Origin of the sequence: Caballeronia sp. S22 (genome assembly GCF_964261745.1) — a bacterium.
GTDB classification, from domain to species: domain Bacteria; phylum Pseudomonadota; class Gammaproteobacteria; order Burkholderiales; family Burkholderiaceae; genus Caballeronia; species Caballeronia jiangsuensis.
This window is the reverse complement of sequence record NZ_OZ180035.1, coordinates 2,529,449-2,553,451: the sequence shown is the minus strand read 5'-3', so window position 1 is coordinate 2,553,451 and position 24,003 is coordinate 2,529,449. Positions and strand designations below refer to the sequence as shown.

Genomic DNA, 24,003 nt, shown 5'->3' with positions numbered 1-24,003 from the left:
ATGAATACATCCTCACTTTTCGCCCCCGCCGAACACTTCGATTCGCACTTCGTCGAACAGCGCGCCGAGCGCCCGCAGCCGTTGTCGGGCAACCAGATGCCGCGTTGCGGCGGCATCACGACGATGATGCGCCTGCCGCATGTCCAGTCGGCCGAAGGGCTCGATGCTTGTTTCGTCGGCGTGCCGTTCGATCTCGGCACGTCGAATCGCACCGGCGCGCGCTTCGGTCCGCGTCAGGTGCGCAGCGAATCCGTGCTGCTGCGCCCGTACAACATGGCGACGCGCGCCGCGCCTTTCGATTCGCTGCGCGTCGCGGATATCGGCGATGTCGCGATCAATCCGTACAACCTGCTGGATTCGATCGACCGCATCGAGCGCGCTTATCGCGAGATCCTGAAGCACGACTGCAAGCCGCTCACGCTCGGCGGCGATCACACCATCGCGCTGCCGATCCTGCGCGCGATCCACGCGAAGCACGGCAAGGTCGGGCTGATTCATATCGACGCTCACGCGGACGTCAACGACACGATGTTCGGCGAGAAGATCGCGCACGGCACGCCGTTTCGGCGCGCGGTGGAAGAGGGTCTGCTCGATTGCTCGCGCGTCGTGCAGATCGGTCTGCGCGGCACGGGTTACGAAGCCGGCGATTTCGACTGGTGCCGCGAGCAGGGTTTCCGCGTCGTGCAGACGGAAGAGTGCTGGAACAAATCGCTCGCGCCGCTGATGGACGAAGTGCGCGCGCAAATGGGCGATGGCCCCGTCTACATCACGTTCGATATCGACGGCATCGATCCCGCATTCGCGCCCGGCACCGGCACGCCGGAAATCGCCGGACTGACCGTGCCGCAGGCGCTCGAAATTGTGCGCGGCGCGCGTGGGCTGAATATCGTCGGGGCGGATCTGGTGGAAGTCGCGCCGCCCTATGACCCGTTCGGGACGACCGCGCTGCTGGGCGCGAACCTCGCGTTCGAACTGCTGTGCGTGCTGCCGGGCGTCGAGTACCGCGCGGCAAAGTAAGACTCGCATCAAGACCAAAGCAATAACGGAGACATCGTTTCATGACCGCAGTGAAAAACGCGTCACGCGCGCAACCGAAGCGCGCCGCGCTCGCCTCGTTCATCGGCACCACGATCGAGTGGTACGACTTCTATAGCTATGCAACCGCCGCGGCCATCGTGTTCGGCCCGCTGTTCTTCCCCGGCGAGAGCCGTCTGTTGAGCCTGCTCGCGTCGTTCGGCACGTTCGCGATCGGCTTCTTCGCGCGGCCGCTCGGCGGCGTGTTGTTCGGGCATATCGGCGATCGCGTCGGGCGCAAGCGCTCGCTGATGCTCACGTTGATGCTGATGGCGGTATCGACGGTGGCGATCGGCTGTCTGCCGACGTTCGACAAGGCAGGCGCGATCGCGCCCGTGCTGCTGATCGTGCTGCGCCTCCTGCAAGGCGTCGCGGTCGGCGGCGAGTGGGGCGGCGCGGTGCTGCTCGCGGGCGAGCACGCGCCCGAAGGCAAGCGCACGTTTTTCGCGTCGTTCGCGCAACTCGGCAGCGCGAGCGGCCTGATCCTCTCGATTCTCGCGTTCGGCGTCGCGAGCAAGCTGCCCAACGCGGACTTCATGTCGTGGGGCTGGCGCGTGCCGTTCCTCGCGAGCATCGTGTTGCTGATCGTGGGCTTCGTGATCCGCGCGGGCGTCGATGAATCGCCGGAATTCGAGGCGCTCAAGGAAGAGGGCGAACTCGCCGAGCATCCGCTGAAGGAGACGATGAAGCAATGGCGGCTGGTGCTCGTCGTGCTCGGCGCGAACGTCTACGGCATCGCGGGCGTGTATTTCAGCAACATCTTCATGATCACGTACGCGACGCAGTATCTGTCGCTCGATCGTTCGATGGTGCTCGACGCGATGTTCTATGTCGCCGTGCTGCAGTTCTTCGTGCAACTGGGCGCGGCGTTCGTCGCGCAACGCTTCGGCACCGCGCGCGTGCTGACGATGGCGGCCGTGTGGGCGATCGTCGTGCCGTTCATCATGCTGCCGCTCGTGCGGATGGGCACGTTCGGTTCGGTGACGCTCGGCGTCGGGCTCGCGACGATCGCCGAATCGGGCTATTACGCGGTGATCGCGGGCTTCGTCACCGGCATGTTCGCGGCGCGCATCCGCTATACGGCGATCTCGCTCGCGTATCAGGTGTGCGGCGCGCTCGCGGGCGGCCTCACGCCGCTCTTCGCGACCGTGCTCGCCGAACGCTACTCGCCGAGCTGGGTGCCGATGGCGCTGTTCTATTCGAGCTTCGCGCTGCTCTCGCTCGTCTGCGTGCGATGGCTTGCGCGTCGCGAGGCGGCGGGCGATTTCGAGGAGCGCGGCGAGACGCGCGCTTCGGTGCCGCAGGGTTGGAGTTCTGCAAGCTGATGTGAAAAAGCCGCCAGAAATGGCGGCTTTTTCGTTGAGCGATCACGCGTAGGCGCGGCGTCGCCCCGACACGAGCAGCAGATAGCACACCGCGCCGAGCGCGAGCGCGGGCAGCGTCGCGCCGAGATTCGGCAGCCATTGATTGATCGCGTGATACGCCGCGATCCCGATGCCCCACGCGATGAACGCGCTCACATGCCAGCCGCCAGAAAAGCCGTAGCGTCCGTCGATGGACCCGAGCGCCGCAGTGTCGATGCGGCGCTTGCGCACGATGAAGTGATCGGCCAGCACGACGCCGAAGAGCGGCGCGAACACCGAGCCGATCAGCAACAGGAAGTTTTGATACTTGCCCATCTCGACGACGAGTGCGACGAGCGTGCACAGCGCGCCGAACGCGCACGAGAGCATCGGCACGCCGGCGCGCGCCCAGAAGGTGCCTGTCGATACGGCCGCGGAGTGGATATCGGCGAACGCGTTGTCGATTTCATCGATCAGAATGAGGAACAGCGCGATGCCGCCACCGGCCTGCGCGAGCGCGGTCGTGAGAAGCGCATCGCCGCCGCCCGCCGCAAGTCCGTAGATCGCGCCGAGCGCATAGAACCACAGATTCGCGATGCCATAGCCGAGCAGCGTGCCGCGAAACGCGCCGCCCGCGCTCTTGCCGAAGCGCGTGTAATCGGCGATCAGCGGCAGCCACGACAGCGGCATCGCGACGACGAGGTCGATACCCGCGCCGAACGCCAGCTCGCCCGTGCCGGGACGCGCCAGCAGCGCGGCGAGATCGTGCTTCGCGAGCAGATTCCACGTGAGCCAGCCTGCGCCGCCGAGCAGCAGCCAGATGCCCCAGGTGCGCAAGAAACGCCGCACGAAGGAGAGCGGGCCGCTGATCGCGAGCAGCGTCGCGAGCGCGCCGAAGATAAGCGTCCAGACGAGCGGCATCGAAAGGTGAAAGGATTGCTTCGCGAGCGCATCGGCGGAATCGCGCATCACGATGATCTCGAACGAGCCCCAGCCGACGAGCTGGATCGCGTTGAGCACCGCCGGCACCGATGCGCCGCGCACGCCGAGCGTCGGGCGCAGCGAGGACATCGCCGCGAGCCCCGTATCCGTGCCGACGACGCCCGCCAGCGCGAGCAGCACGACGCCGATCACCGTGCCGATGGCGATCGCCGTCAGCGCGTGCGGCAACGACAATCCCGGCACGAGCAGCGCGCCCGCCTGCGCAACCAGGAGCCCGATGCCGAGCGAGAACCACAGCGCGAAGGCATCGCTCGTGCCGAAGGCGCGCCGCTCGGGCGGCACCGGCGTAAGCGGCGCGTAGGTCGAAGTCTCGCCGTGCGCCGCGGCGTTCGTGGTGTGCTCTTGCCCCATCGGATTGCGTCCTTGTCGTGTGAAAGCGTGGATTCCGGGCGCGCGGCCCGCTTCCTGCGAGACCGCCGCTGTCAGGCTGTCATAATGACCCGATTCCGCGGCCGCGCCGCGCCTTCCTGAAGGGCGAGATTATCGCCGCGATCCACCCAACCGCGTCAACCTGCATCGCACAGCACATGTTCGAAGAAAACCGTGGCAACGTTCCGCTCGCGGAGCGCCTGCGCCCCCGCACCATCGACGACGTGATCGGCCAGAAACATCTGCTCGGTCCAAACAAGCCGTTGCGCGTCGCGTTCGAATCGGGCGAGGCGCATTCGATGATTCTCTGGGGTCCGCCCGGCGTCGGCAAGACCACGCTCGCGCGCCTCATGGCCGATGCGTTCCACGCGCAGTTCATCTCGCTCTCGGCGGTGCTTTCGGGCGTGAAGGATATCCGCGAGGCGGTGGAGACCGCGCAGATTCATCGCGCGAACGGGCATCAGACGCTCGTGTTCGTCGACGAAGTGCATCGCTTCAACAAGAGTCAGCAGGACGCGTTCTTGCCGCACGTCGAGTCGGGCCTGTTCGTGTTCGTCGGCGCGACGACCGAGAATCCGTCTTTCGAGGTGAACAGCGCGCTCCTGTCGCGAGCGGCGGTCTACGTGCTGAAAAGCCTCGACGCCGAGGAACTGAAGGAACTGCTCGAACGCGCGTCGAAGGAACTCGGCGGGCTGACATTCACCGACGAAGCCCGCGACGCGCTAATCGGTTCCGCCGACGGTGATGGCCGCAAACTGCTGAACAACCTGGAGATCGTCGCGCGCGCGGCGGCGCAGCAAAAGCAGACCGATGTCGACGGTGCGCTCTTGGGCAGTGCGCTCGCCGAGAATCTGCGCCGCTTCGACAAGGGCGGCGACGCGTTTTACGACCAGATCAGCGCGCTGCACAAATCCGTGCGCGGCAGCAATCCGGACGCCGCGCTGTACTGGTTCTGCCGCATGCTCGACGGCGGCGCGGACCCGCGCTACATGGCGCGGCGCATCGTGCGCATGGCGTGGGAGGACATCGGGCTGGCCGATCCGCGCGCCGCGCGCATCACGCTCGATGCGGCCGAGACGTACGAGCGCCTCGGATCGCCGGAAGGCGAACTCGCGCTCGCGCAGGCGCTCATCTATCTGGCGGTCGCGCCGAAATCGAACGCGGGCTACAACGCGTACAACGAGGCGCGGCGCTTCGTCAGCAAGGACCAGTCGCGCGGCGTGCCGGTGCATCTGCGCAACGCGCCGACCAAGCTGATGAAGGAACTCGGCTACGGACACGAATACCGCTACGCGCACGACGAGCCCGACGCTTATGCGGCCGGCGAAACCTATCTGCCGGACGGCATGCGCGATCCGTACTGGTATCAGCCGACGCCGCGCGGACTCGAAGGCAAGATCGGCGAAAAGCTCGCGCGTCTCGCGGAACTCGACGAAGCCTGGCGGCGCGAACATCGCGACGACAAGAAGCGATGAAATCACGGCGTTCGTTTCGCGCGCGGGCAAACCGCGTTTCGTCGGGCGGATCGCCGATCGCACCCGGCGCGCAATGACCGTGCGCTAAAATCGGTGTTTCCGATTACTTAACAAAGCTGCCCCCCGCCATGCTCGACATCCAAACCCTCCGCAAAGACCTGGACGGCGTCGCGAAGCGCCTCGCCGATCGAGGCTACACGCTCGACGTCGCCGCCTTCGCCGCGCTCGAAGCCGAGCGCCGCGAGATCCAGACCCGCACCGAAGAACTGCAGGCGCGCCGCAACAGCCTGTCGAAACAGATCGGCGCGATGAAGGGCCGCGGCGAGGACACGTCCGCGGTGATGGCGGAAGTGGGCGGCATCGGCGACACGATGAAGGAATCGGCGGCGAAGCTGGACGACGTGCAGAAGCGTCTGTCGGACCTGATGCTGACCGTGCCGAACCTGCCGCACGAGAGCGTGCCGGTCGGCGACGACGAGACGCAGAACGTCGAAGTGCGGCGCTGGGGCGCGCCGCGTTCGTTCGACTTCGAAGTCAAGGATCACGTCGATGTCGGCGCGCCGCTCGGTCTCGATTTCGAAACGGGCGCGAAGCTCTCGGGCGCGCGTTTCACGTTGCTGCGCGGGCCAATTGCCCGGCTGCATCGCGCGCTCGCGCAGTTCATGATCGACACGCACACGGAGCAGCACGGCTATACGGAGGCGTACACGCCGTATATCGTGAATCCGGAGATTCTGTACGGCACGGGCCAGTTGCCCAAGTTCGCCGATGACATGTTCCGCGTCGAGAAGGGCGGCGACGAAAGCACGGTCACGCAGTACCTCATCTCTACGTCGGAGATCTCGCTGACGAACACGGTGCGCGACAGCATCCTCGAAGCCAGTGCGCTGCCGGTGAAGCTCACCGCGCATTCGCCGTGCTTCCGTTCGGAAGCGGGCTCGTACGGGCGCGATACGCGCGGCCTGATTCGCCAGCATCAGTTCGACAAGGTCGAGATGGTGCAGATCGTGTCGCCGGAGCATTCCTATGCCGCGCTCGACGAGATGGTCGGGCAGGCGGAGACGATTCTCCAGAAGCTGGAACTGCCGTATCGCGTGATTACGCTCTGCACGGGCGATATGGGTTTCTCGGCCGCGAAAACGTTCGATCTCGAAGTCTGGCTGCCGGCGCAAAACACGTATCGCGAGATTTCGAGCTGCTCGAATACCGAGGCGTTCCAGGCGCGTCGCATGCAGGCGCGTTTCCGCAATGCGCAGGGCAAGCCGGAGTTCGTGCACACGCTGAACGGTTCGGGGCTGGCGGTCGGCCGCACGCTCGTCGCGGTGCTGGAGAACTTCCAGAACGCGGACGGCTCGGTGACGATTCCGGCGGTACTGCGCCCGTACATGCGCGGCGCCGAAAGAATCGAAGTTTCGGCAGCAGTGTGACGTTTATTTCCAAAAAGACCCTTGGAAAGCGCGAAAGAGTTCGATATACTTTCGTTCTTCGTTGAGCAACGACCGGTTCACGAAGACCCGAAAGGGTAGACGGAGAGGTGGCAGAGTGGTCGAATGTACCTGACTCGAAATCAGGCGTACGGTTTTCCCGTACCGTGGGTTCGAATCCCACCCTCTCCGCCAAGACACTAAAACCCCGCAAGTCGTGAGACTTGCGGGGTTTTGCTTTTGGGTCTTCACATGAAGCTCCGCTTCGTCGAGCGGAGCGTTCCCTCAAGTCGTACACCGCGCGATATCGAATCGCAGTTCCGGTTCCGGCACGCCGCCATCGTCGCTCGACGACTGCTGCACCTTCACGATCGATCCATAAGCCGAAGGCGTCAGCGTCACGAGCCACGCATTCGACCCGACCAGCAACTCCGTCGTCCCTTGATCGCGCCGCGTTTGCGCCGAGGGAATCATGCGTTGCAGACAACTCGATATATCCGACGCGGCCCGCGCCGACGAAACGTGAATCACGGGCTTCGACGCGCGCAATTCCGGATCGCTTGTCGAACTACAGGCAGCGAGGGCGGCGACGCCCGACAGCACAGCGCAAATCAGCATAGATCGATACACGTTCATAACACTCCGGCAGGTTCGAAATCGGGCCACTAAAACACAAACGCGCGGTCATCACAAGGGCGAAAAACGATCGCGCCGTATCCCGAAAAAACGCGCCCGAAGCTTCGAAATGCAATGCCCGTGCGGCTTTCCAAGCGGCTGCCCTGCGCGGGAGTGCTATCATCGGGCCCATTGTCCTCGCGCGCCGCCCGCCTCGAACACCGGCGAAAACGCGTGCGCGAGGCGGCACGAACCCATCGCATTGCTCAATGGCCATCACGCTCAAGACACCCGCCGACATCGAAAAGTTGCGCATCTCCGGCCGCATGGCCGCCGAAGTCCTCGCGATGATCGGTGAACACGTCCGCCCGGGCGTCACCACCGACGAACTCGACGCCATCTGCAATCGCTTCATCGTCGACGAACTGAAGGCCATTCCCGCCAACGTCGGCTACATGGGCTTTCCGAAGACGGTCTGCACCTCGGTGAATCACGTCGTGTGTCACGGCATTCCCGGGCCGAAAGAACTGAAGGACGGCGACATCATCAACATCGATGTCGCGATCATCAAGGACGGCTACTACGGCGACACGAGCCGTATGTACTACGCCGGCACGCCGAGCGCCGAAGCGCGCCGCCTCACCGAAACCACCTACGAGGCGATGGTTGCCGGCATGCGCGAAGTGCGCCCGGGCGCGACGCTCGGCGATATCGGCGCGGCGATCCAGGGCGTCGCGCATCGCGAAGGCTTCTCGGTGGTGCGCGAGTATTGCGGCCACGGCATCGGCCGCGTGTATCACGAAGATCCGCAAGTGCTGCACTACGGCCAGCGCGGCGCGGGCCTGCGTCTTAAGCCGGGTCTCGTCTTCACCATCGAGCCGATGATCAACGCGGGGCGCGCCGCCACGCAGCAGTCGCGCGACGGCTGGACCGTCACGACGAAGGATCGCTCGCTGTCCGCGCAATGGGAGCACATGGTCGCCGTCACCGACGACGGCTTCGAAGTGCTTACGCCGTGGCCGGACGGCACGGGAAGCTATGCGGCGCCATGAGCGCGCGTTCGCCTTGTCGTGTGCGCTGTAAAGCACTTTCCCGGATTTAGGAATTGACGGGTACGCCCGTTCGGTTGAAGCTATGTTTATGGCCCGAGCGCCGGACCGGCCAACAGAGCCGCACGCGCATGAGCCCGAGAGCCAGAGAGAAATAGCCCGCATGAGTCCCTCATTGACCGTCAGCCGGATCGCCGCGCACCACGGACCGGTTCTGCGCGAGCTTCGCACGGCAGCGCTGCGCGAAGCGCCTTACGCATTCGGCGAAACGCTCGAAGATACGCTGCTCGTCGATCCTTCGTCGTTCGGCGACACCGCGGCGCTGCACGCGAGCTCGCCCCGGCTCGCGACGTTTCTGCTCTACACGGAAGGTCATCCCTGCGGTCTCGTGCATGCGTACATCGAAGAGGCGCCGAGCGCGCGCGCGTTCGTGAGCGCGTTGTGGGTCGCGCCCGCCGTGCGGCATCTGCGCGGCGGCGAGCTGCTCGTGAACGTCGCATCGCAATGGCTCGCGCAGCAGGGCGCAGCCGAAGTGCATGCGTGGATCTCCGAGGTGAATCGCACTGCGGTGCGCTTCTACGAGCACCTCGGTTTCGGCCCAACCGGCGATCGTCGCGCCATGCCGTCGCACGAAGAAGAAGCCGAGTCGCTCTTCGTGCGCCACATGCGCGCCGGACAGCTTATCTAACATACGTTAGCCTGGGCCGCGTCGCCCGCTTCTCGCGTGCCCGTCGCGGGCACGCGCGGCCCACATTTCGCGTATTCGATAGCCGAAATCCATCCTAAAAATTATGGCCGTGTGCGGCAACGCCTGTAAAATACGCAAAATTTTTGGCCGTTCCTATGTCGCTCAACAAAACGCCCTTCTTCGAACTGCGCAGCGGCTCCGTCGACACGCTTCTCTTCGTCGTCAAGACTCCCGACCTCGATGCCCTGCGTACCGAACTCACGCGGCGCTTCGAAGCAACTCCCGAATTCTTCGCAGGCGATGTCGTCGCTATCGACGTGCGCCGCCTCGCTGATTCCGCGAAGGGCGGCGAGGGCGAACGCGTGTCGCTCGCCGAGCTCGAAACCCTGCTGAAGAGCGTGCGCATGCGTCCGATCGGTGTCGTCGCGCTTCCCGCGCAGACATGGGCGATTCGATGGGCGAACGAAGGCGGCCTGCCGATTCTCGAAGCGCGCGACCGGCGCGGCGCGCCGAAGCCGTCCGTGGACGAGGCGAAGCCGAACACCGAAGCCGCGGCTGTGATCGAAGCGGCCGTCGCGAAGGAACCGGCGCCCGCGGCGCTGCCCGCGCTTGCGACCATTATCGACCGGCCGCTGCGCTCGGGCCAGCAGGTCTATGCTAAGGGCGATCTCATCGTGCTCGGGCTCGTGTCGTACGGGGCCGAGGTGATCGCGGAAGGCAATATCCATATCTATGCGCCGTTGCGGGGCCGCGCGCTCGCGGGCGTGCATGGCAATCTCGACGCGCGAATCTTCTGCACCTGTCTCGAGCCGGAACTCATTTCCATCGCGGGTATCTATCGGACGACCGAGAACCCGCTGCCGGCCGACGTGCTCAGCAAGCCGGTGCAGATCTGGCTGAACGAAGAAAAACTCATGATCGAACCGCTGCGGCTGACCTGACGGGTTGGATCGGCTCGCGCGCCCGATGCCCTGGCGCGCGCCCGAAAGCAACGCGAGCGGACCTATTGACGAACACAAGGTACTTGTATGGCAAAAATCATTGTGGTGACTTCGGGGAAGGGCGGCGTCGGCAAGACGACCACCAGCGCGAGCTTTGCATCGGCGCTCGCATTGCGCGGCCACAAGACGGCCGTGATCGACTTCGACGTCGGTCTACGCAATCTCGACCTCATCATGGGTTGCGAACGCCGCGTGGTGTACGACCTGATCAACGTCATTCAGGGCGAAGCCAATCTGCATCAGGCGCTCATCAAGGACAAGAAGTGCGAGAACCTCTATATCCTGCCGGCTTCGCAGACGCGCGATAAAGACGCGCTCACGCTCGAAGGCGTCGAGAAGGTCATCAACGAGCTGATCAAGATGGATTTCGAGTACATCGTCTGCGATTCGCCGGCGGGCATCGAATCCGGCGCGCTGATGGCGATGCACTTCGCCGATGAAGCGCTCATCGTGACGAATCCGGAAGTGTCCTCCGTGCGCGACTCGGACCGCATTCTCGGCATCCTGTCGTCGAAGACCAAGCGCGCGATCGAAGGCAAGGACCCCGTGAAGGAGCATCTGCTCATCACGCGTTACAACCCGAAGCGTGTGAGCGAAGGCGAAATGCTGTCGCTCTCCGACATCCAGGAAATCCTGCGTATCGAACTGATCGGCGTGATTCCGGAGTCGGAAGCGGTGCTGCATGCATCGAACCAGGGCTTGCCGGCCGTGCATCTGGATGGCACGGATGTCGCCGAATCGTACAAGGACGTGGTGTCGCGCTTCCTCGGGGAAGAAACGGCGCTGCGCTTTACCGACTATCACAAGCCCGGTCTGCTGCAACGCATCTTCGGCACCAAGTAAGGGGACGCAATGTCGATTCTTTCGTTTTTGCTGGGCGAGAAAAGAAAGTCCGCTTCGGTCGCGAAGGAACGCTTGCAGTTGATCATTGCGCACGAGCGCGCGGGTGGCAAAGCCGCCGCCGATTACCTGCCGGCGTTGCAACGGGAACTCGTTGCCGTGATTTCGAAGTACGTGAAGATTTCCGATGACGATATTCGAGTGAGTCTCGAGCGTCAGGACGACCTCGAAGTGCTGGAAGTGAAGATCGAGATTCCGCAGGCGTAACGCGTTGCGCCTGTGTGTGCGGCGTCGCGTCGGCTCGGGCCGCGCGAGCGCCGCGCGAAGAATGCGAAGCCAGGATCGAGCGATCCTGGCTTTTGTTTTTGCGCGTTATCGTTTGCGCGTGCGGTTTGGTGAGCGTGTGCGCGCCTTTCATCAACATTCGGTTGCACATCGGGTGTCCTCGTAATACGCGGTTTGTCCTCCTTCTGATGTCCTCGCGCATTGAATGCGTATCCGCGCCACGCGGCATTCAATGTCTCGAACGAAGAAGAGGTCCACCATGAAAACATCCCTCCGTACACTGCTCGCCCAAACCGCGCTGGTCGTCGCCGGCGCAATCACTGTGACGGCCGCGTCCGCCGCCGAATTCGTGATCGTCGCGCCGAGCGCGCCGCCCGCGCCGCGCTACGAGGCTGCGCCGCCCGCCCGCGCGGGTTATGTCTGGGATCGCGGTCACTGGAACTGGGAGCATGGCCGCTACGTGTGGGCCGGCGGTCATTGGGAAGCCGAGCGCGTCGGTCATCGATGGGTGCCGGGCGAATGGGTCGGACACGGCGCGCGGTATCGCTGGGTGCCGGCGCACTGGGCGTGAGGCGGGAGCGCGCGATGAAACGACTCCTGCTCGTCCTCATGGCTGTCCTGCTCGCCGATGCGCTCGCCGGTTGCATCGTTGTCCCCGAGCATGCTTACACGTATCGGCCGGCGCACGTCTACGTGTATTGACGGCCTACTTCTGCGGCGCCTCGTCCTGCGTTCCGGCGGGCGCCTGTTCTCCGCCCTCGGGCACTTCCGGCGACGGCGCGAGCTTTTCCAGCGGCGTCATGTACCGCTCCGACAACGCTTCATAGAGCGGCGGCGCGAAGAGGCGCGACACGCGGCTCGAGACCAGCGCCGTCGCCATCAGCGAGATCACGAGCGCGTGGCCGTCGATCATCTCCATCACGATCACGAACGCGGTGATCGGCGACTGCGTGACGTCCGCGAGATAGCCGACCATCCCGAGCGCGATCAGCATCGGCAGCGACATGCGCGGGAAGAGCGTGTGCAGCACGTTGCCGAAGCCTGCGCCGATCGACAGCGACGGCGCGAAAATGCCGCCCGGAATGCCGGGCAGGTACGAGCCGATCATCGAGATCATCTTCAGGAGCGGATAGAACATCGACAGTTGCTCGCGCCCTTCGAGCAGGCCGCGCGCCTCGGCGTAACCGCTGCCGAAGGTCGTGCCGCCCGCCAGCAAGCCGACGATGGCGATGATGAAGCCGCACAGCGCCGCGAACGCGACTGGCCGCGACGCATGGAGGTGTCGCAGCGACACGGGAATCCACTTGCTCGTGTTGAGCAGCAGCCAGCAGAAGACGCCGCCCGCGATGCCGGTGACGATGCCCGTCACGATGATCGCCACGAGGAAGAACCGTGGGAACAGCGCGCCGGCCTGAATCGTGCCGAAGTACGTGTAATTGCCGCTCAGCCCGAGCGCGATGACGCCCGCGATGATGATGCCCGTGATGAGCACGCCGCTCGCGCGCGCTTCGAAGCTGCGCGTGAGTTCCTCGATCGCGAACACGATGCCCGCGAGCGGTGTGTTGAACGCCGCCGACAGGCCGGCCGCCGCGCCCGCGAGCACGAGTTGCCGTTCGATCAGCGAATTGGAGCGCGGGTAGAAGCGCCGCATGTTGAACATCAGCGCCGCGCCGATCTGCACGGTGGGACCTTCGCGGCCGATCGTCAGTCCGCCGACTATCGCGACGAATGACACGGCGATCTTCGCGACGAGAATGCGCAAGGTGAGCAGGCGCGCGCCCGCGGCCGCTGTCGGCCCATGCAGTACGGCGATGACCTGAGGGATGCCGCTGCCTTCGGAGCCGCGGAAGAAACGTCGCGTGACGAAGACGCAGAGCGCGGCGGCGGCCGGCGTGATCGCGAGCGGCAGCCAGGGGTGTTCGCTGCGGGCAGCGGAAAAGAGCGCGAAGCCCCAGTCGATCAGCCGCGCATAGTACACGGCGACGAGCCCGACGAGGATCGCGCCGAGCCAGAAGATGCCGTAGCGGCGCCACAGGCCGCGTGTGCGTCGCGCGGTGATGGCCGAGAGGGAACGCAGCGCGCGGATCATGCGATGTCCGTCGGCAAAACGGCGCTTGTGGGGTGTGCAGCAGGGTCTGAAAAAAAGAACAGGCGCGAGGCTTTCGCCGGGCGCCCAAGAAACGCTCCCGCCATAAGCAGGAGCGGAGAGGAGAAGAGAGCTGTCAGTTCAGCCCGGAGAACGAGCCTCACGAACAGCATTACCTGCTCAGAGCAAGCGCGCGCGGGAAAGTTCAATCGATCTGAAATTTTTTTGTAGGTCCGGTGTGCGCAACCGGGCGCATCGAATCAGGCGGAAAGCACTTCGAAAGCGAGCACCGCGACGATCGCGCCCACGTTCGCGATGACCGCTTCGAAAAGCACGCCTCGCCACGTCGAAGGACGGAATTTCACCGAAAGCAGCAGTGCCGTCAAAAGCGCGATGGCAATCATCGCGACGAGATGAGCACTCTGCAGATGAATGCGCATGGCGGCCTCCATTCTCGGGTTCGCGGCATTCGTTTCCGCGAACCGTTTCTTGTCGAACTTGTTTCGAGTATAGGCAGCGGCAAATTTACTGGAAAGCGGACAAAAAAGTCATTTTGCCGCCAGCTTGCCGACTGCCATCGAGTGTTAATTTAAATACTCGTTGATTCAGGGAATTTTCTTTTCAGGCTAGGTACAAACCCCGTATGTGCGCGAGGCCGTTGTGGCGGCGCGCCGAAACCGCAAGTCCGTGGAGCATTCGCCAGATGACTTCCCCGACGACACGTTCTCTCGAAGTCGATTTCTTTCGAGGAATCGTGCTGCTCATTATCGCGGTGGACCATATAACGGGAAGTGTGCTGTCCCGCTTTACGCTGCATCAATATGCTTTCTGCGATTCCGCAGAAGTATTCGTGTTTCTTGGCGGTTATGCGTCGGCGGCGGCTTATACGGCGCTTGCGACTCGCCGTAGCGATTCAGCCGCGCGCCGACGCTTTTTCAAACGCAGTTGGGAAATTTATCGCGCCTATTTGTTCACGGCGTTCCTGATGCTGGTCGGCGGCGCGCTTCTGATGGCGCTCAAGGTCGACACGCCGATGGTCCAGTACACCGAATGGCCGAACTTCCTCACGAGACCGTTCGGCCTGACCGTCGATATCGCGTTGCTGCGTCAGCAGCCATATCTTTCCGCGGTGCTCCCGATGTACTCGGTGTTCGCGCTCGCCGTGCCGGTGATCGTTCCGCTTGCGCAGAAGAAGCCGGTTATCGCGATGTTCGGCAGCCTGCTCGTGTGGCTCGCGGCCATGCCGCTCTTGCGCTTTCTGCCGGGCACCTACGGCGAAGCGTGGTCGTTCAACCCGTTCGCCTGGCAACTGATGTTCATGACCGGCATTCTTTCGCGCGTCCAGCCGATCAGCGACGAATTTCACGCCGGCCGCGCCGCGCGCTGGCTGACCGCGGGCGCGATCGCCATCGCGCTGACCTTCGCGTTCTACAAGCTCTTCCTCGAAACGCAGGCGCCGCCGGGATACATGAAGCAGAACCTCGCGACACTGCGTATCGTGAGTTTTGCGGCGATCGCGTGGATCGTCGCGCGCGGGGTGTATGCGGGATGGATCGGCAGGCTCGCGCGCAAGCTGCCCGGCATCGTGACGATCGGCCAGCAAGGGCTCGTGTGCTTCATCGCGGGAACGTGCGTATCGCTCGTGCTGGACTCTGCGCTTCGCGCGATGGGCGTGCTCGGGCTCGGCCGCTATCCGTCGCACTGGATTCTGGGACTCATCGCCGATAGCATCGCCATCGTCAGTCTGCTGACGCTCGCGCGCTTCTGGGCCGACCGCAAGGCGGCGAAAGCGGCGCGCGCGAAGGGCGTCGAGCGGCCGGCGCCGCGCATTCCGGTCATCAAGGGCAGGCCGGTGCCTGCCCATGTCACGAACCAGCGCGACCGCTAGTTCATTCCAGCGTGATGTTGCGAGTCTCGCGCATGCACAGCACCGCGATGAGGCTCACCGCCGCCGCCGCCGACACATAGCCGCCCACCCACGTCAACCCGCCTCGATTGGCGAGCAGTTGCGCGATGTACGGCGCCACCGATGCACCCAGAATCCCGCCGAGGTTGTACGCGACGCCCGCGCCCGTGTAGCGCACGTTGGTCGGGAACAGCTCGGGCAGGAGCGCGCCCATCGGTGCGAAGGTCACGCCCATCAAAAACAGTTCGATGGTGAGGAAGAGCGCGACATGGATCGTGTCGCCGCTGCCGAGAAGCGGGGCCATCGCGAAGCCGGACAGAATCGCCAGCAGGCAGCCGACGATCAGCACGGGCTTGCGGCCGAAGCGGTCGCTCGCGATCGCGGAAATCGGCGTGGCGATCGCCATGAACAGCACGGCGAAGCACAAAAGTCCGAGAAACGTCTCGCGCGCGAAATGCAGCTTGGCGACGCCATAGGACAGCGAGAAGACCGTCGAGATGTAGAAGAGCGTGTAGCAGACGACCATCGCGAACGCGCCGAGCAGCGTCGGCACGAGATGGCTGGAAAGCAGCGTCGCGACCGGCACCTTCACGCGCTCCTCGCGTTCGACGGCCGCGCGGAACGCTGGCGTTTCCGCGATCTTCAGGCGCACATAGAGGCCGAGCGCGACCAGCACGGCGCTCACGATGAACGGCACGCGCCAGCCCCAGCTGCGGAACTGCTCGTCCGAGAGCGACAGCGCGAGACCGAAGAAGAGGCCGTTCGACGCGAGGAAGCCGATCGACGGTCCGAGCTGCGGAAACATGCCGAAGAGACCGCGCTTGCCTTTGGGCGCATATTCGGTCGCGAGCAGCGCGGCGCCGCCCCATTCGCCGCCGAGGCCGATGCCCTGCCCGAAGCGCAGGACGCACAGGAGGATCGGCGCGAGGCTGCCGATCGAATCGTAGCCGGGCACGAAGCCGATGAGTGTCGTCGAGACGCCCATCACGAGCAGGGAGGCGACGAGCGTGGATTTGCGGCCGATCCGGTCGCCGAAGTGACCGAAGATAAAAGAGCCGATGGGCCGTGCAAAGAACGCGATGCCGAACGTGACGAATGCGGAGAGCGCCTGCGCGGCGGGCGAGTCGTGCGGAAAGAACACCGGTCCGATGACGAGCGCGGCGGCAGTCGCATAGACATAGAAATCGTAGAACTCGATCGCCGTGCCGATAAAGCTCGCGAAAATGACGCGAGAAGCGCTTTGGGATCCGTCGCCGGGCTTGGCGGCGGAAAGCGAGGGTGAGGACATATCGTCTCCGTTGTCGTGTTGCCTTGGTGCGAAGCATTGTCGCGCGCATCGCCGGGCAAGAGCGATTGAAATGACGAGCGATATCGTCGCTCGACGCGCGTCAGCTTTCTGTAGGGATTTCACTGCGATGGCTGTAAAACCAGGGTTGACGGCGCGCGTGAGTGGCGCGTGGTGTCGCGGCGCAGCACGACCGCGCTCAGGCGCTTCGCGCGACGCGCGGGATGGGCGCGAGGCGAAGGCCGCGCCGGAAGCGGGTCCGGCAGGGGTGCAAAAAATTATAACGAGCGTGCGGGTCGGACGCCAATCAATCGATGGTCGTCGCCTGCGGCGAGTGCGAGGTCTGCAACTGGAACTGGCCGTTGTCGTTAAACATCCAGCCTTCGAAAAGCTCCAGTTGACCTTTGCCGTTCAGGAGACGCGCGGGCGGCGCGGGCAGCGGCGATGCGCGGCGCAGCGAGGCGAGCGCGGTGGCTTCGGCTTCGTCGTCGCCATTGGTGCGATACACCGACGAGTCGACGACCCGTCCGCCGCGATCCACCGTGAACGACACGAGCACGAAAGAGCGCAGCATGGCCTGCGGCGCGCCCTTCAGCACAAGAGACGGATTGCGCTCGAAAATGCGCTGGGCGATGTGTGCCTTGTATTCGTCGAGCGTCGGACCCGACACGGCGGGCGCGGCCGCGCGCGTGGCCACGACGCTGGGTGGCGGTGTGATTGTGCAGGCGCTCATCGCGAGCGCGCCGATAAGCGCAACGGCGATAAAGCAGGAACGTGACGCGGACATCGCAGGCAATGGCGAGACTGGCGTTACTTCAATGGTAGTCGCTGGGAAAGGAGGCGGTGGAACGAATACGTGCGCTACCGCGCGCTCGGGCGCGGGACTTGCTGCTGTTGCTTTCATTCGAAAGCACTCCAGGAGGGCGCCATGAATAGCGAAACGAATAGTCCGGACGACGGCAAGAGCACCGATCACAGCGACAACGAGAAAAGCAAGTTGCCGGACCGCGATGACGAGAATCGCAAGCAAGGCCCGAACGACAGGCCGGGCAAGCAGTCGGGAGAGGGCGAGGCGCCGGTCGGCTGAGCCATTGCGCCGGTCGGCTGAGCCGTTGTGCCGTTCGGCGCGTGAGCGGCATCGGCGACGCGGTGCTACTGTAGATAGGGGATGTCCCCGGTTTTCGGGAGAGAGCCATGTCACGCAAGAACCATCCTGCACCGTCGGGCGCGCCTGCACGGCAACAGCAACCGGCCGCGGCGGCGCATTCGAAGAGCGAATCGAAACGCGCCGCACCTAAACCGGATGCGGCCAAGGCGGAGCCGGTTCCGCACGTTCGGCCGCCCGTCAGGTCCGACGACAACTGAGGCGCGCCGGTTCTCTCGTCAGTCGGTGTATGGCTTGACGAGTTCGGCGCAGCGTATCGGCGCGGCGGCACGGACTGTTCCGGTCTCCGCCGCGCGCGTTTCCACGCAGCGATAGAGGCTATTGGTTTTCTGAAGCACGTAGGTGTCTTCAGGCAGGCCGGAGCTGCGTGCGGCGACGCTCGTCACCGCAACGATCCCATAACCGTTTTGAATCAGGTCGAAGAGCGTTGCTTCGGTCGCGCGCCATTGCGCGTTCGGCTGAGGCTGGGCATGCGCCGGCAGGCTTACGGCGGCGACGCAGCCGAAGAGGATGGGCAGGATGCGGCCTGGCTTCATGGGCGGTTCTCCGCGTTTTTGATCGATGAGGCGGTTAGATGGCGTTCGGGCCGTTGTGTTCACATCGATTTTGTTCGAAGCGCGGGTTCGTTTTGCGCTGGAAGGAAAGAAGAGCCTCGCTCGAGGCGAGGCCGAAGTCTTTCCATACCCATCGAAAGCTCTCCTTCGACCGAGATGGGGAAACTCGGGAAAGGAGGCATCGCGAAGATACATGGCTCTTTGTGCATAGGGTAGGCAGATTGTCTTAATTTCAGAGTGACGAGTTGCTGGATTAGCGCGGCTTTCTGTAATCATAAGGATTTCGAAGCGAACGATTGCGACGACGGGTTTATTCTGTCATCAAAGCAACGTCATCGGACCGGTATGAAAATCGCCATTGGCGATAGTCCGGGAGCGGAAAATTGTTAGGAAGCTTCCCCGGCGGATAAGGGTCATGGCTGCGGTTCACCGCCCCTGACCAGCCCCCTTTAAACGAATGTGTCTTTCTGTGCGAGGATGAACGTTAAACAGATTAGTTATGCTATCAATATACTCCCTCAGACACAGAGAGAGGCAGAAATTGATTCAAGAGATTCGGCTGGCGAACCGGCCGCTGACACTGCGTCGGCGGCGCGACGTTTATTTCGCAAGCAGGGCCGAAGAGCAGCGCGCCGAAAATGCCGGGCGAGAGTTTCTCGCTGGCTCGTTCGATTGGATGCGCGATCAGGCTTTCATGTCGAAGCTGAAAGAACTGCTCAGCATTGACGAGACCGACCCCGCGAATGTGCGCGGGAAGGTGCAACGCGCCTTCGAGCTGGGCGAGGTCGTGACGATTCCGGACCGACCGAGCAGCGGCGGACTGAGTGGCGCACGCGACGGTGATGCGCCCAGGCCGCGCTCGGCGACTTTCACCCCGTCGCAGCTTTTCAAGGGCGCGCCGCGCATAACGCGCACAGGCTCATACTATGACCGCCCGACTCAACCACGACTTTTCGCGGACGATTGTATGGCGGCTTGGCTCGCCAAGCCCGGCGACTTGTTACGCGATGGCGGTGGCACCACGGTGCTGAACAGTTTGGGCGACTCGGGCAAGGGCGAGTTGTTGCTCGGTGACGCGCAGCCGTTCGAGTACGTGCTGGACGATTTGAGCGGCGATACGATGGATCTCGCCGCGAGCACAAACAACCCGAAGTACGCAGCAAAGATGCTCGGGTATGACCGGAAAAGGTTCGGCGATATTCTTCACGACTTTAAACCCGACAATGGCCTTGGACCAGCTGATAATGTCATCTGGCATGACAACGGCGATGTCTATTTTGATGGCAATTTCGTTGCCAACTTTCACGACTGGGCTAACTGACAGGATGATCTTCGATGAGTGAGCATCAACTTGCGCACGTGACGTTTCATGTTATGGGCGACTCAGTAACGCCCGCATTCTGGACCGACTACTTTGGCGTTGAGCCAGACACAGCGATTACCAAAGGCGACTACTTCATCACGCCTTCGGGTCGTCCCAGTCGCACGCCGGGACGAGTCGGACTATGGGGTATCGGAAGCAAGGCTTCTATTCGAAGCGATCAACTCGAACCGCACCTTCGCTATCTTGCCGAACGCCTAAACCTATCCCGGTCGGGACTTCGCGAATTGCTGGAGCGCCAACAAGTGAAGGTGCGGTTCTGGTGTTACTGGGACAACGAGTCTGGCGATCGTGTGCCGGACGTACCGGACGATATTCGCGCGATGGTGGAGGCCATCGGCGGATCCGTCGAGATTGACGAATACCGATAGGCGGCGGCAAAGATCGGCTGGCGTCGTCGCGCGTGTGGCGGACTCGAGTTGTGAGAGCGCTGTCTGGAATTCGTCGAAGGCGCACCCGTAAGGGTGGTCGCCGTGCGCGCATCGACGGCGGTCGCGTTGGGCAGGCTTTCGTCAGCTCAGGCGGAGAGCCTTATCTGGCGGGCGTTTCGGGGATTGATTCAGACGGAAGCAGACAAGCGGGGATAGGAGATCTGGCGGAGGCGGTGAGATTCGAACCACTATCTGGACCCTCTCCGCATTTTTTTGGTCGTTTTTGATTATGGCGAAGGCCGCATTGGTTGCACACTTGTGCGTCCAATTTCGGAGGGCGTGGGATTCGAACCCACGGAGGCCGTAAAGCCTCGCCGGTTTTCAAGACCGGTGCATTCAACCGCTCTGCCAGCCCTCCAAGCCCATAATTGTAACCGAATCGTCCGAGGAACCCAACCAAGAACCGTGCCGGCATGCCTTTTCGGCCGGGACGGATTGGTTGCACGGGCTTTCTTCGTTTGCGAGGCGGTTGGGCGGGCTGGGTCGTCGGTCTTGCGTACAGGTTCGCGGTCCGCTGGCGCCAGTCTTCAACTGGGTGTGGGGAGCTAACAGCGGTCGAAGATTTTTCCAATCCAAAACCAAAAAGCCGTTGACCGACGGGTAAGCCGCTCGCAGAGCGGCCTACCCGTCGGTCACTCAGAGTCTTGAAACAACGCCGGCATTCGCGGGTTCCCGGTGTTTCTTGTTTTTCGGGAGATCCGCCGTCGTCCGATCAGATGTACGACGGGAACACAGAGAGAGCAATCTACAGCAGCGTCGAAGCCGCGGTCGTTTTCCGAACGCCGCGTTTTCTACTTTTTGGCGGTGACAGTAGCCGATCGCCCACGCGGTTTTGCAACCGTTCGTCCACGGCCCGTATTGGTTTGCTGAAGGTCTTCAGCCCTTCGGAAGAGTGTAGACAGTGGAACGCCAAGCGCTGTGGAAATTGATTCCATCGTGTCAAAGCCCGACGGCCGCAGGCCGCGCTCGAGCACGCTCAACGCTGACGTCGAAATGTTGGCAAGTTCAGCAAGCTCAAGCTGCGTCAGCTTGCGTGCCTTTCGTTCTGCGCTAACCGACAGCCCAAAGGCTTTCTGCAACAACAACATTGAAATATTTAGAGAACGCAAGGAGCACACAGTTTTCCGGCTGGAGACTCTTGCGTCGAGAGCGCAAAAGACTAAAATAAGTCGTATACAACCAATTTCGAGCGCAAACAGGCTAAAATTTTGAACCGACGCCCAGTTCGGAGAAATCCGTGAGCACAAGGTGACGTTCCGAACCCCGCCTGACCGCGTGTACGAAGGGGATTCGTAGCCGCAAATTCGAGATGAATCGCGATGAGGATTGGCTGATGACGCCTGATATCGAAACGACACCCGCGCGTCTCTTGCGAGCAGATGAACTGTTGCGGGACTGTCGCGCGCAAGACGTTCATCCGTTGTCGCAACTTTTGATGGCTTTTGATGCGATTTATCTGTGTTGCTTGGTGGCTACTGCTGAACCGTCAAGTCAGGAGGGAACGGTGTTGCATCCCGACCCTGATGTAGTGCTGTCAGCAAAGAAACAGCTGCGCTTGTCGCCAGAGAACATTGATCTGATTTTGCGTCTGATGCAATGGAGCTTTTATGCGTTTGGGGACGAATTGCCCTGTGTACCCGAGGACGCCGTCGCGCTCGCACATGAAGTCGTGGCACGGGCTCACGTTCTGCAGCGGGATGTTGAAGGCATGAAGGCGTAAGCACTGTCCCGAGGGGCATCCCGAGGAACTTATGGCTGTTGGCGAGTTAGCGCAGCGGCTCGTTTTGTCACGTGCTTTTGTAGTAGCGCGGATTTTGCACAAGCACATCGTGCGGCCAATCATCTTAAGGCGGGTGTAGTTTCAATGACGGTCGAAGTCAGAGCGTCCTTCCGCCAGGAGACGTCGTTTGCCAGCAAACGGACGGCGCTTCGTTTTGCGAGAGAAGGCAATAGTGTATGTACGGAAGAAGCGGCGTCGACAACAAGGCGGCATTTCGAGGGAACCTCCGTCTCTCAAGAGAGGTAGCCGAGCACGGGAACCACCGTGAGGAATTATGAAAGTGCAATTGGCTTCAGACCTCCACCTCGAACTGCTTGCAAGAGCCTTCCCAGGCGAGACTGTCATCAGCGCCGCGCACGGCGCCGACATCTTGGTGCTAGCTGGTGACATTGCCAATGGAAGCAACGCGATTGACCTGTTCGGACATTGGCCCGTGCCCGTGCTGTATGTCGCCGGCAATCATGAGTTTTACCACCATTGCCGTGAGGACCTTATTGATGAACTTCGAAGAAAAGCGTTCGGAACGTCGGTTAGCTTCCTCGAATGTGACGTCGCAGACTTCGGCGGAGTGCGCTTCCTCGGCTGCACACTGTGGACAGACTATCGCCTTGGAGACGCGCAGTTGGAAGCAATGAAGACCGCCCGCCGTCTCTTGAACGACCATCGTGCGATTTCGACGCGCGGCGGAACAGAGTTTTCACCGCGCGACGCGTTGAACGACCACCACGCGTCGCGTACTTGGCTTGCTGGGGAGCTTTCGCGACAGTACGACGGCGTCACCGTCGTCGCGACCCATCACGGACCGCATCCTCTTTCAGTGCATCCAAGATACGCGGGGGACCTTTTGAACGGTGCTTTCGTAAGCGATCTGACGCCTCTGCTAGCAAAGGCGGACTTTTGGTTCCATGGACACGTGCACGATGCGTTCGAATACGACGTTCGGGGATGCCGCGTCGTTTGTAATCCGCTTGGGTATGCTCGGAACAAGCATCAGGCGGCAAGCGTCCGCCAACTGCAATTCGAGAGCGAAGGCTTTGAATTCGCACGCGTCATCGACGTATCAACTCGACAAACAGTGCGAAATGCCGGTTGTGGGAACGCCACATTGTGAAGGTACGTGAACTAATCGCACAGCTTCGCGAGATGCCATCGCATGCGACCGTTCTTTTCCTATCGCCAGGGCAGAATCTCGAATTGGCAGACGAAGTATCTGACGGCGTTGCGCTTGCGGCCGCCTGGATTTGCGAATTATTCCGCTGTGACGACGGGTCAGCTTCACACATTTATTACTCAACGACGGCTAAGGCAAAGCTCGCGTTCAGCGAGTGGACCGAGTTGTGGTGGAGCGAACGCGTGGTGCTGCTGTCCACCAAGCTCCAACACGAAGAGGTGCTCACCTTGATTTCAGACGACGAGAGCATGCGGAAGGCACCTTTCCGCGCAGCGCTTGGAGAGTCGGGGATGCATGCAGCTCAGGAGCAAACCATGCGATTGCGGCGGCAAATGCGCGCCTGCGGTCTACTGCTTTCGCGGGAGGAGCTCCGGGTAAAGCTTGGAGTGTCAAACAAGCGCCTCGAAAGACTCATTGAGGAAGCGAGCATCTTTCCCATCGACCTCGACGGGCAAGACGTTTATCCGAGCATCTTCTGTGATGGAAGGCTCAATCTGGTGCGGCTCTACCGAATCGCTTGCATATTAGCGCCTGCGTATCCCGAGGCACGACTCGACTTTTTGACTTCAATGTGTGGTGCCCTCGGAGGGCGCGTTCCGCTTGAGCTCCTTGCGGACGATGGAGACTATAGAGCATTGCGGAGGTTCGCTCAGGACTGGGCGTCGGAGTACTCGCGTACCAGCGTCTCGTTCTACGCGGGCTCGTATGAGGACGTCCTGCCGAGTTCCATCCCGCTATTCATCAGCATTGCTGAGGTCGACCCGAGGAACCAGATTTGGAAGCGTGCACTTGCCGCGCTGACGTGCCCGGGTCACCAAAAACCATATACAGCACCGCAAGCGCCGGCTGCTTTCGTCGCGATTATCGAGCGTCAAACCTTCGGGAAAAGTGGGTCAGAACTCGAAGCGGTGGTCCAGTGCCAACTGAGCGAGGTTGGTGTACGAATTCACGTTGACCGCGCTGGCGCGCAAGCGTCAGACACATTGACTCTCGAGCTTCAGAGTACGGGCAAGACAGTGTCGGACGTCGGGAAAGACGTTCTGATGGCGCTTACCAGATGATGATGGATAGCGACTTTT

General features: G+C 62.5%; 26 protein-coding genes and 2 tRNA genes. 19 read left to right on the top strand and 9 right to left on the bottom strand.

What is annotated here, in order from left to right; all coding sequences use genetic code 11:
- On the top strand, positions 1-1,017 hold the full coding sequence (gene speB, locus ACEN42_RS12040; RefSeq protein ID WP_238288218.1) for an agmatinase: 1,017 nt from the start codon (positions 1-3) through the stop codon (positions 1,015-1,017).
- A 41-nt stretch (positions 1,018-1,058) separates the two neighbouring features.
- Positions 1,059-2,399, top strand: coding sequence for an MFS transporter (locus tag ACEN42_RS12035; protein WP_371880065.1), 1,341 nt, complete (start codon positions 1,059-1,061; stop codon positions 2,397-2,399).
- 42 nt (positions 2,400-2,441) lie between these two features.
- Here ACEN42_RS12035 and cytX read toward each other — a convergent pair whose 3' ends face one another.
- Positions 2,442-3,770 (bottom strand): putative hydroxymethylpyrimidine transporter CytX, encoded by a 1,329-nt coding sequence (cytX, locus tag ACEN42_RS12030; RefSeq protein ID WP_371880064.1) that lies wholly within the window; start codon positions 3,768-3,770, stop codon positions 2,442-2,444.
- A gap of 176 nt (positions 3,771-3,946) precedes the next feature.
- Between cytX and ACEN42_RS12025 the strand changes: the two genes are divergently transcribed.
- From ACEN42_RS12025 to ACEN42_RS12015, 3 genes are all read left to right on the top strand, one after another.
- The gene (locus ACEN42_RS12025) at positions 3,947-5,263 is read left to right on the top strand and encodes a replication-associated recombination protein A (protein ID WP_371880063.1); all 1,317 of its coding nucleotides are present in this window, start codon (positions 3,947-3,949) and stop codon (positions 5,261-5,263) included.
- A 128-nt stretch (positions 5,264-5,391) separates the two neighbouring features.
- Positions 5,392-6,690 (top strand): serine--tRNA ligase, encoded by a 1,299-nt coding sequence (gene serS / locus ACEN42_RS12020; protein WP_371880062.1) that lies wholly within the window; start codon positions 5,392-5,394, stop codon positions 6,688-6,690.
- A gap of 101 nt (positions 6,691-6,791) precedes the next feature.
- Positions 6,792-6,882 (top strand) — tRNA-Ser (locus ACEN42_RS12015).
- Between the two features lie 90 nt (positions 6,883-6,972).
- Here ACEN42_RS12015 and ACEN42_RS12010 read toward each other — a convergent pair.
- Positions 6,973-7,305 carry a hypothetical protein gene (locus ACEN42_RS12010; protein WP_371880061.1) on the bottom strand — a complete coding sequence of 111 codons (333 nt, stop codon included), beginning with the start codon at positions 7,303-7,305 and terminating at the stop codon, positions 6,973-6,975.
- A gap of 266 nt (positions 7,306-7,571) precedes the next feature.
- Between ACEN42_RS12010 and map the strand changes: the two genes are divergently transcribed.
- From map to ACEN42_RS11980, 6 genes are all read left to right on the top strand, one after another.
- Positions 7,572-8,354: a type I methionyl aminopeptidase gene (map, locus tag ACEN42_RS12005; protein WP_187607246.1), complete on the top strand. Its 783-nt coding sequence runs from the start codon at positions 7,572-7,574 to the stop codon at positions 8,352-8,354.
- Positions 8,355-8,514: 160 nt separating this feature from the next.
- On the top strand, positions 8,515-9,039 hold the full coding sequence (locus ACEN42_RS12000) for a GNAT family N-acetyltransferase (RefSeq protein WP_187607245.1): 525 nt from the start codon (positions 8,515-8,517) through the stop codon (positions 9,037-9,039).
- 155 nt (positions 9,040-9,194) lie between these two features.
- Positions 9,195-9,980, top strand: a complete 786-nt coding sequence (gene minC, locus ACEN42_RS11995; RefSeq protein WP_035505286.1) for a septum site-determining protein MinC — start codon at positions 9,195-9,197, stop codon at positions 9,978-9,980.
- Positions 9,981-10,067: 87 nt separating this feature from the next.
- On the top strand, positions 10,068-10,883 hold the full coding sequence (gene minD, locus ACEN42_RS11990; RefSeq protein WP_187607244.1) for a septum site-determining protein MinD: 816 nt from the start codon (positions 10,068-10,070) through the stop codon (positions 10,881-10,883).
- 9 nt (positions 10,884-10,892) lie between these two features.
- Positions 10,893-11,147, top strand: a complete 255-nt coding sequence (minE, locus tag ACEN42_RS11985) for a cell division topological specificity factor MinE (protein ID WP_006999197.1) — start codon at positions 10,893-10,895, stop codon at positions 11,145-11,147.
- Between the two features lie 277 nt (positions 11,148-11,424).
- The gene (locus ACEN42_RS11980; RefSeq protein ID WP_238288212.1) at positions 11,425-11,736 is read left to right on the top strand and encodes a YXWGXW repeat-containing protein; all 312 of its coding nucleotides are present in this window, start codon (positions 11,425-11,427) and stop codon (positions 11,734-11,736) included.
- Positions 11,737-11,871: 135 nt separating this feature from the next.
- Here the strand turns inward: ACEN42_RS11980 and ACEN42_RS11975 are convergent, their stop codons facing one another.
- Both ACEN42_RS11975 and ACEN42_RS11970 read right to left on the bottom strand, forming a co-directional pair.
- Positions 11,872-13,254 carry a chloride channel protein gene (locus ACEN42_RS11975; RefSeq protein WP_371880060.1) on the bottom strand — a complete coding sequence of 461 codons (1,383 nt, stop codon included), beginning with the start codon at positions 13,252-13,254 and terminating at the stop codon, positions 11,872-11,874.
- A gap of 257 nt (positions 13,255-13,511) precedes the next feature.
- Entirely contained in the window at positions 13,512-13,691 is a 180-nt protein-coding gene (locus ACEN42_RS11970) for a hypothetical protein (protein ID WP_371880059.1), read from the bottom strand.
- A gap of 263 nt (positions 13,692-13,954) precedes the next feature.
- On the opposite strand from ACEN42_RS11970, the gene ACEN42_RS11965 reads away from it, so the two are divergent.
- A complete protein-coding gene (locus tag ACEN42_RS11965) occupies positions 13,955-15,139 on the top strand; it encodes an OpgC domain-containing protein (RefSeq protein WP_187607240.1) in 1,185 nt (394 codons plus the stop codon).
- 1 nt (position 15,140) lies between these two features.
- On the opposite strand, the gene ACEN42_RS11960 is transcribed toward ACEN42_RS11965, so the two are convergent.
- Positions 15,141-16,445 carry an MFS transporter gene (locus ACEN42_RS11960; RefSeq protein ID WP_371880058.1) on the bottom strand — a complete coding sequence of 435 codons (1,305 nt, stop codon included), beginning with the start codon at positions 16,443-16,445 and terminating at the stop codon, positions 15,141-15,143.
- A gap of 304 nt (positions 16,446-16,749) precedes the next feature.
- The gene (locus ACEN42_RS11955; protein WP_371880057.1) at positions 16,750-17,229 is read right to left on the bottom strand and encodes a TonB family protein; all 480 of its coding nucleotides are present in this window, start codon (positions 17,227-17,229) and stop codon (positions 16,750-16,752) included.
- A 141-nt stretch (positions 17,230-17,370) separates the two neighbouring features.
- On the opposite strand from ACEN42_RS11955, the gene ACEN42_RS11950 reads away from it, so the two are divergent.
- On the top strand, positions 17,371-17,529 hold the full coding sequence (locus ACEN42_RS11950; protein WP_187607237.1) for a hypothetical protein: 159 nt from the start codon (positions 17,371-17,373) through the stop codon (positions 17,527-17,529).
- Between the two features lie 107 nt (positions 17,530-17,636).
- Entirely contained in the window at positions 17,637-17,807 is a 171-nt protein-coding gene (locus ACEN42_RS11945; protein ID WP_371880056.1) for a hypothetical protein, read from the top strand.
- A gap of 18 nt (positions 17,808-17,825) precedes the next feature.
- Here ACEN42_RS11945 and ACEN42_RS11940 read toward each other — a convergent pair whose 3' ends face one another.
- Positions 17,826-18,143, bottom strand: coding sequence for a hypothetical protein (locus ACEN42_RS11940; RefSeq protein WP_371880055.1), 318 nt, complete (start codon positions 18,141-18,143; stop codon positions 17,826-17,828).
- A 559-nt stretch (positions 18,144-18,702) separates the two neighbouring features.
- Between ACEN42_RS11940 and ACEN42_RS11935 the strand changes: the two genes are divergently transcribed.
- Together ACEN42_RS11935 and ACEN42_RS11930 are read left to right on the top strand one after the other, a co-directional pair.
- Positions 18,703-19,482, top strand: a complete 780-nt coding sequence (locus ACEN42_RS11935) for a hypothetical protein (protein ID WP_371880054.1) — start codon at positions 18,703-18,705, stop codon at positions 19,480-19,482.
- Positions 19,483-19,496: 14 nt separating this feature from the next.
- Positions 19,497-19,913: a DUF4279 domain-containing protein gene (locus tag ACEN42_RS11930; RefSeq protein WP_371880053.1), complete on the top strand. Its 417-nt coding sequence runs from the start codon at positions 19,497-19,499 to the stop codon at positions 19,911-19,913.
- Between the two features lie 331 nt (positions 19,914-20,244).
- Here ACEN42_RS11930 and ACEN42_RS11925 read toward each other — a convergent pair.
- Both ACEN42_RS11925 and ACEN42_RS11920 read right to left on the bottom strand, forming a co-directional pair.
- A tRNA-Ser gene (locus ACEN42_RS11925) sits at positions 20,245-20,331 on the bottom strand.
- Between the two features lie 433 nt (positions 20,332-20,764).
- Positions 20,765-21,061 carry a helix-turn-helix domain-containing protein gene (locus tag ACEN42_RS11920; RefSeq protein ID WP_371880052.1) on the bottom strand — a complete coding sequence of 99 codons (297 nt, stop codon included), beginning with the start codon at positions 21,059-21,061 and terminating at the stop codon, positions 20,765-20,767.
- Between the two features lie 245 nt (positions 21,062-21,306).
- Here ACEN42_RS11920 and ACEN42_RS11915 point away from each other — a divergent pair, with 245 nt between their 5' ends.
- The 3 genes from ACEN42_RS11915 (at position 21,307) to ACEN42_RS11905 (ending at position 23,985) form a co-directional block, all read left to right on the top strand.
- Entirely contained in the window at positions 21,307-21,693 is a 387-nt protein-coding gene (locus ACEN42_RS11915; protein WP_371880051.1) for a hypothetical protein, read from the top strand.
- A 334-nt stretch (positions 21,694-22,027) separates the two neighbouring features.
- Positions 22,028-22,864 carry a metallophosphoesterase gene (locus ACEN42_RS11910; protein ID WP_371880050.1) on the top strand — a complete coding sequence of 279 codons (837 nt, stop codon included), beginning with the start codon at positions 22,028-22,030 and terminating at the stop codon, positions 22,862-22,864.
- An 83-nt stretch (positions 22,865-22,947) separates the two neighbouring features.
- Positions 22,948-23,985: a hypothetical protein gene (locus ACEN42_RS11905; RefSeq protein WP_371880049.1), complete on the top strand. Its 1,038-nt coding sequence runs from the start codon at positions 22,948-22,950 to the stop codon at positions 23,983-23,985.
- The last annotated feature ends 18 nt before the right edge of the window (positions 23,986-24,003 follow it).

Bases quoted from the DNA above. Each gene is read 5' to 3' on its own strand.
- minD (WP_187607244.1), top strand. From the start codon at position 10,068: ATGGCAAAAATCATTGTGGTGACTTCGGGGAAGGGCGGCGTCGGCAAG.
- ACEN42_RS11980 (WP_238288212.1), top strand. From the start codon at position 11,425: ATGAAAACATCCCTCCGTACACTGCTCGCCCAAACCGCGCTGGTCGTC.
- serS (WP_371880062.1), top strand. From the start codon at position 5,392: ATGCTCGACATCCAAACCCTCCGCAAAGACCTGGACGGCGTCGCGAAG.
- ACEN42_RS12025 (WP_371880063.1), top strand. From the start codon at position 3,947: ATGTTCGAAGAAAACCGTGGCAACGTTCCGCTCGCGGAGCGCCTGCGC.
- ACEN42_RS12035 (WP_371880065.1), top strand. From the start codon at position 1,059: ATGACCGCAGTGAAAAACGCGTCACGCGCGCAACCGAAGCGCGCCGCG.
- ACEN42_RS11965 (WP_187607240.1), top strand. From the start codon at position 13,955: ATGACTTCCCCGACGACACGTTCTCTCGAAGTCGATTTCTTTCGAGGA.
- ACEN42_RS11970 (WP_371880059.1), bottom strand. From the start codon at position 13,691: ATGCGCATTCATCTGCAGAGTGCTCATCTCGTCGCGATGATTGCCATC.
- ACEN42_RS11910 (WP_371880050.1), top strand. From the start codon at position 22,028: ATGAAAGTGCAATTGGCTTCAGACCTCCACCTCGAACTGCTTGCAAGA.
- speB (WP_238288218.1), top strand. From the start codon at position 1: ATGAATACATCCTCACTTTTCGCCCCCGCCGAACACTTCGATTCGCAC.
- ACEN42_RS11915 (WP_371880051.1), top strand. From the start codon at position 21,307: ATGACGCCTGATATCGAAACGACACCCGCGCGTCTCTTGCGAGCAGAT.
- ACEN42_RS12000 (WP_187607245.1), top strand. From the start codon at position 8,515: ATGAGTCCCTCATTGACCGTCAGCCGGATCGCCGCGCACCACGGACCG.
- ACEN42_RS11920 (WP_371880052.1), bottom strand. From the start codon at position 21,061: ATGTTGTTGTTGCAGAAAGCCTTTGGGCTGTCGGTTAGCGCAGAACGA.
- ACEN42_RS11975 (WP_371880060.1), bottom strand. From the start codon at position 13,254: ATGATCCGCGCGCTGCGTTCCCTCTCGGCCATCACCGCGCGACGCACA.
- cytX (WP_371880064.1), bottom strand. From the start codon at position 3,770: ATGGGGCAAGAGCACACCACGAACGCCGCGGCGCACGGCGAGACTTCG.
- ACEN42_RS11945 (WP_371880056.1), top strand. From the start codon at position 17,637: ATGTCACGCAAGAACCATCCTGCACCGTCGGGCGCGCCTGCACGGCAA.
- minC (WP_035505286.1), top strand. From the start codon at position 9,195: ATGTCGCTCAACAAAACGCCCTTCTTCGAACTGCGCAGCGGCTCCGTC.
- minE (WP_006999197.1), top strand. From the start codon at position 10,893: ATGTCGATTCTTTCGTTTTTGCTGGGCGAGAAAAGAAAGTCCGCTTCG.
- ACEN42_RS12010 (WP_371880061.1), bottom strand. From the start codon at position 7,305: ATGCTGATTTGCGCTGTGCTGTCGGGCGTCGCCGCCCTCGCTGCCTGT.
- map (WP_187607246.1), top strand. From the start codon at position 7,572: ATGGCCATCACGCTCAAGACACCCGCCGACATCGAAAAGTTGCGCATC.
- ACEN42_RS11955 (WP_371880057.1), bottom strand. From the start codon at position 17,229: ATGTCCGCGTCACGTTCCTGCTTTATCGCCGTTGCGCTTATCGGCGCG.
- ACEN42_RS11950 (WP_187607237.1), top strand. From the start codon at position 17,371: ATGAATAGCGAAACGAATAGTCCGGACGACGGCAAGAGCACCGATCAC.
- ACEN42_RS11940 (WP_371880055.1), bottom strand. From the start codon at position 18,143: ATGAAGCCAGGCCGCATCCTGCCCATCCTCTTCGGCTGCGTCGCCGCC.
- ACEN42_RS11930 (WP_371880053.1), top strand. From the start codon at position 19,497: ATGAGTGAGCATCAACTTGCGCACGTGACGTTTCATGTTATGGGCGAC.
- ACEN42_RS11960 (WP_371880058.1), bottom strand. From the start codon at position 16,445: ATGTCCTCACCCTCGCTTTCCGCCGCCAAGCCCGGCGACGGATCCCAA.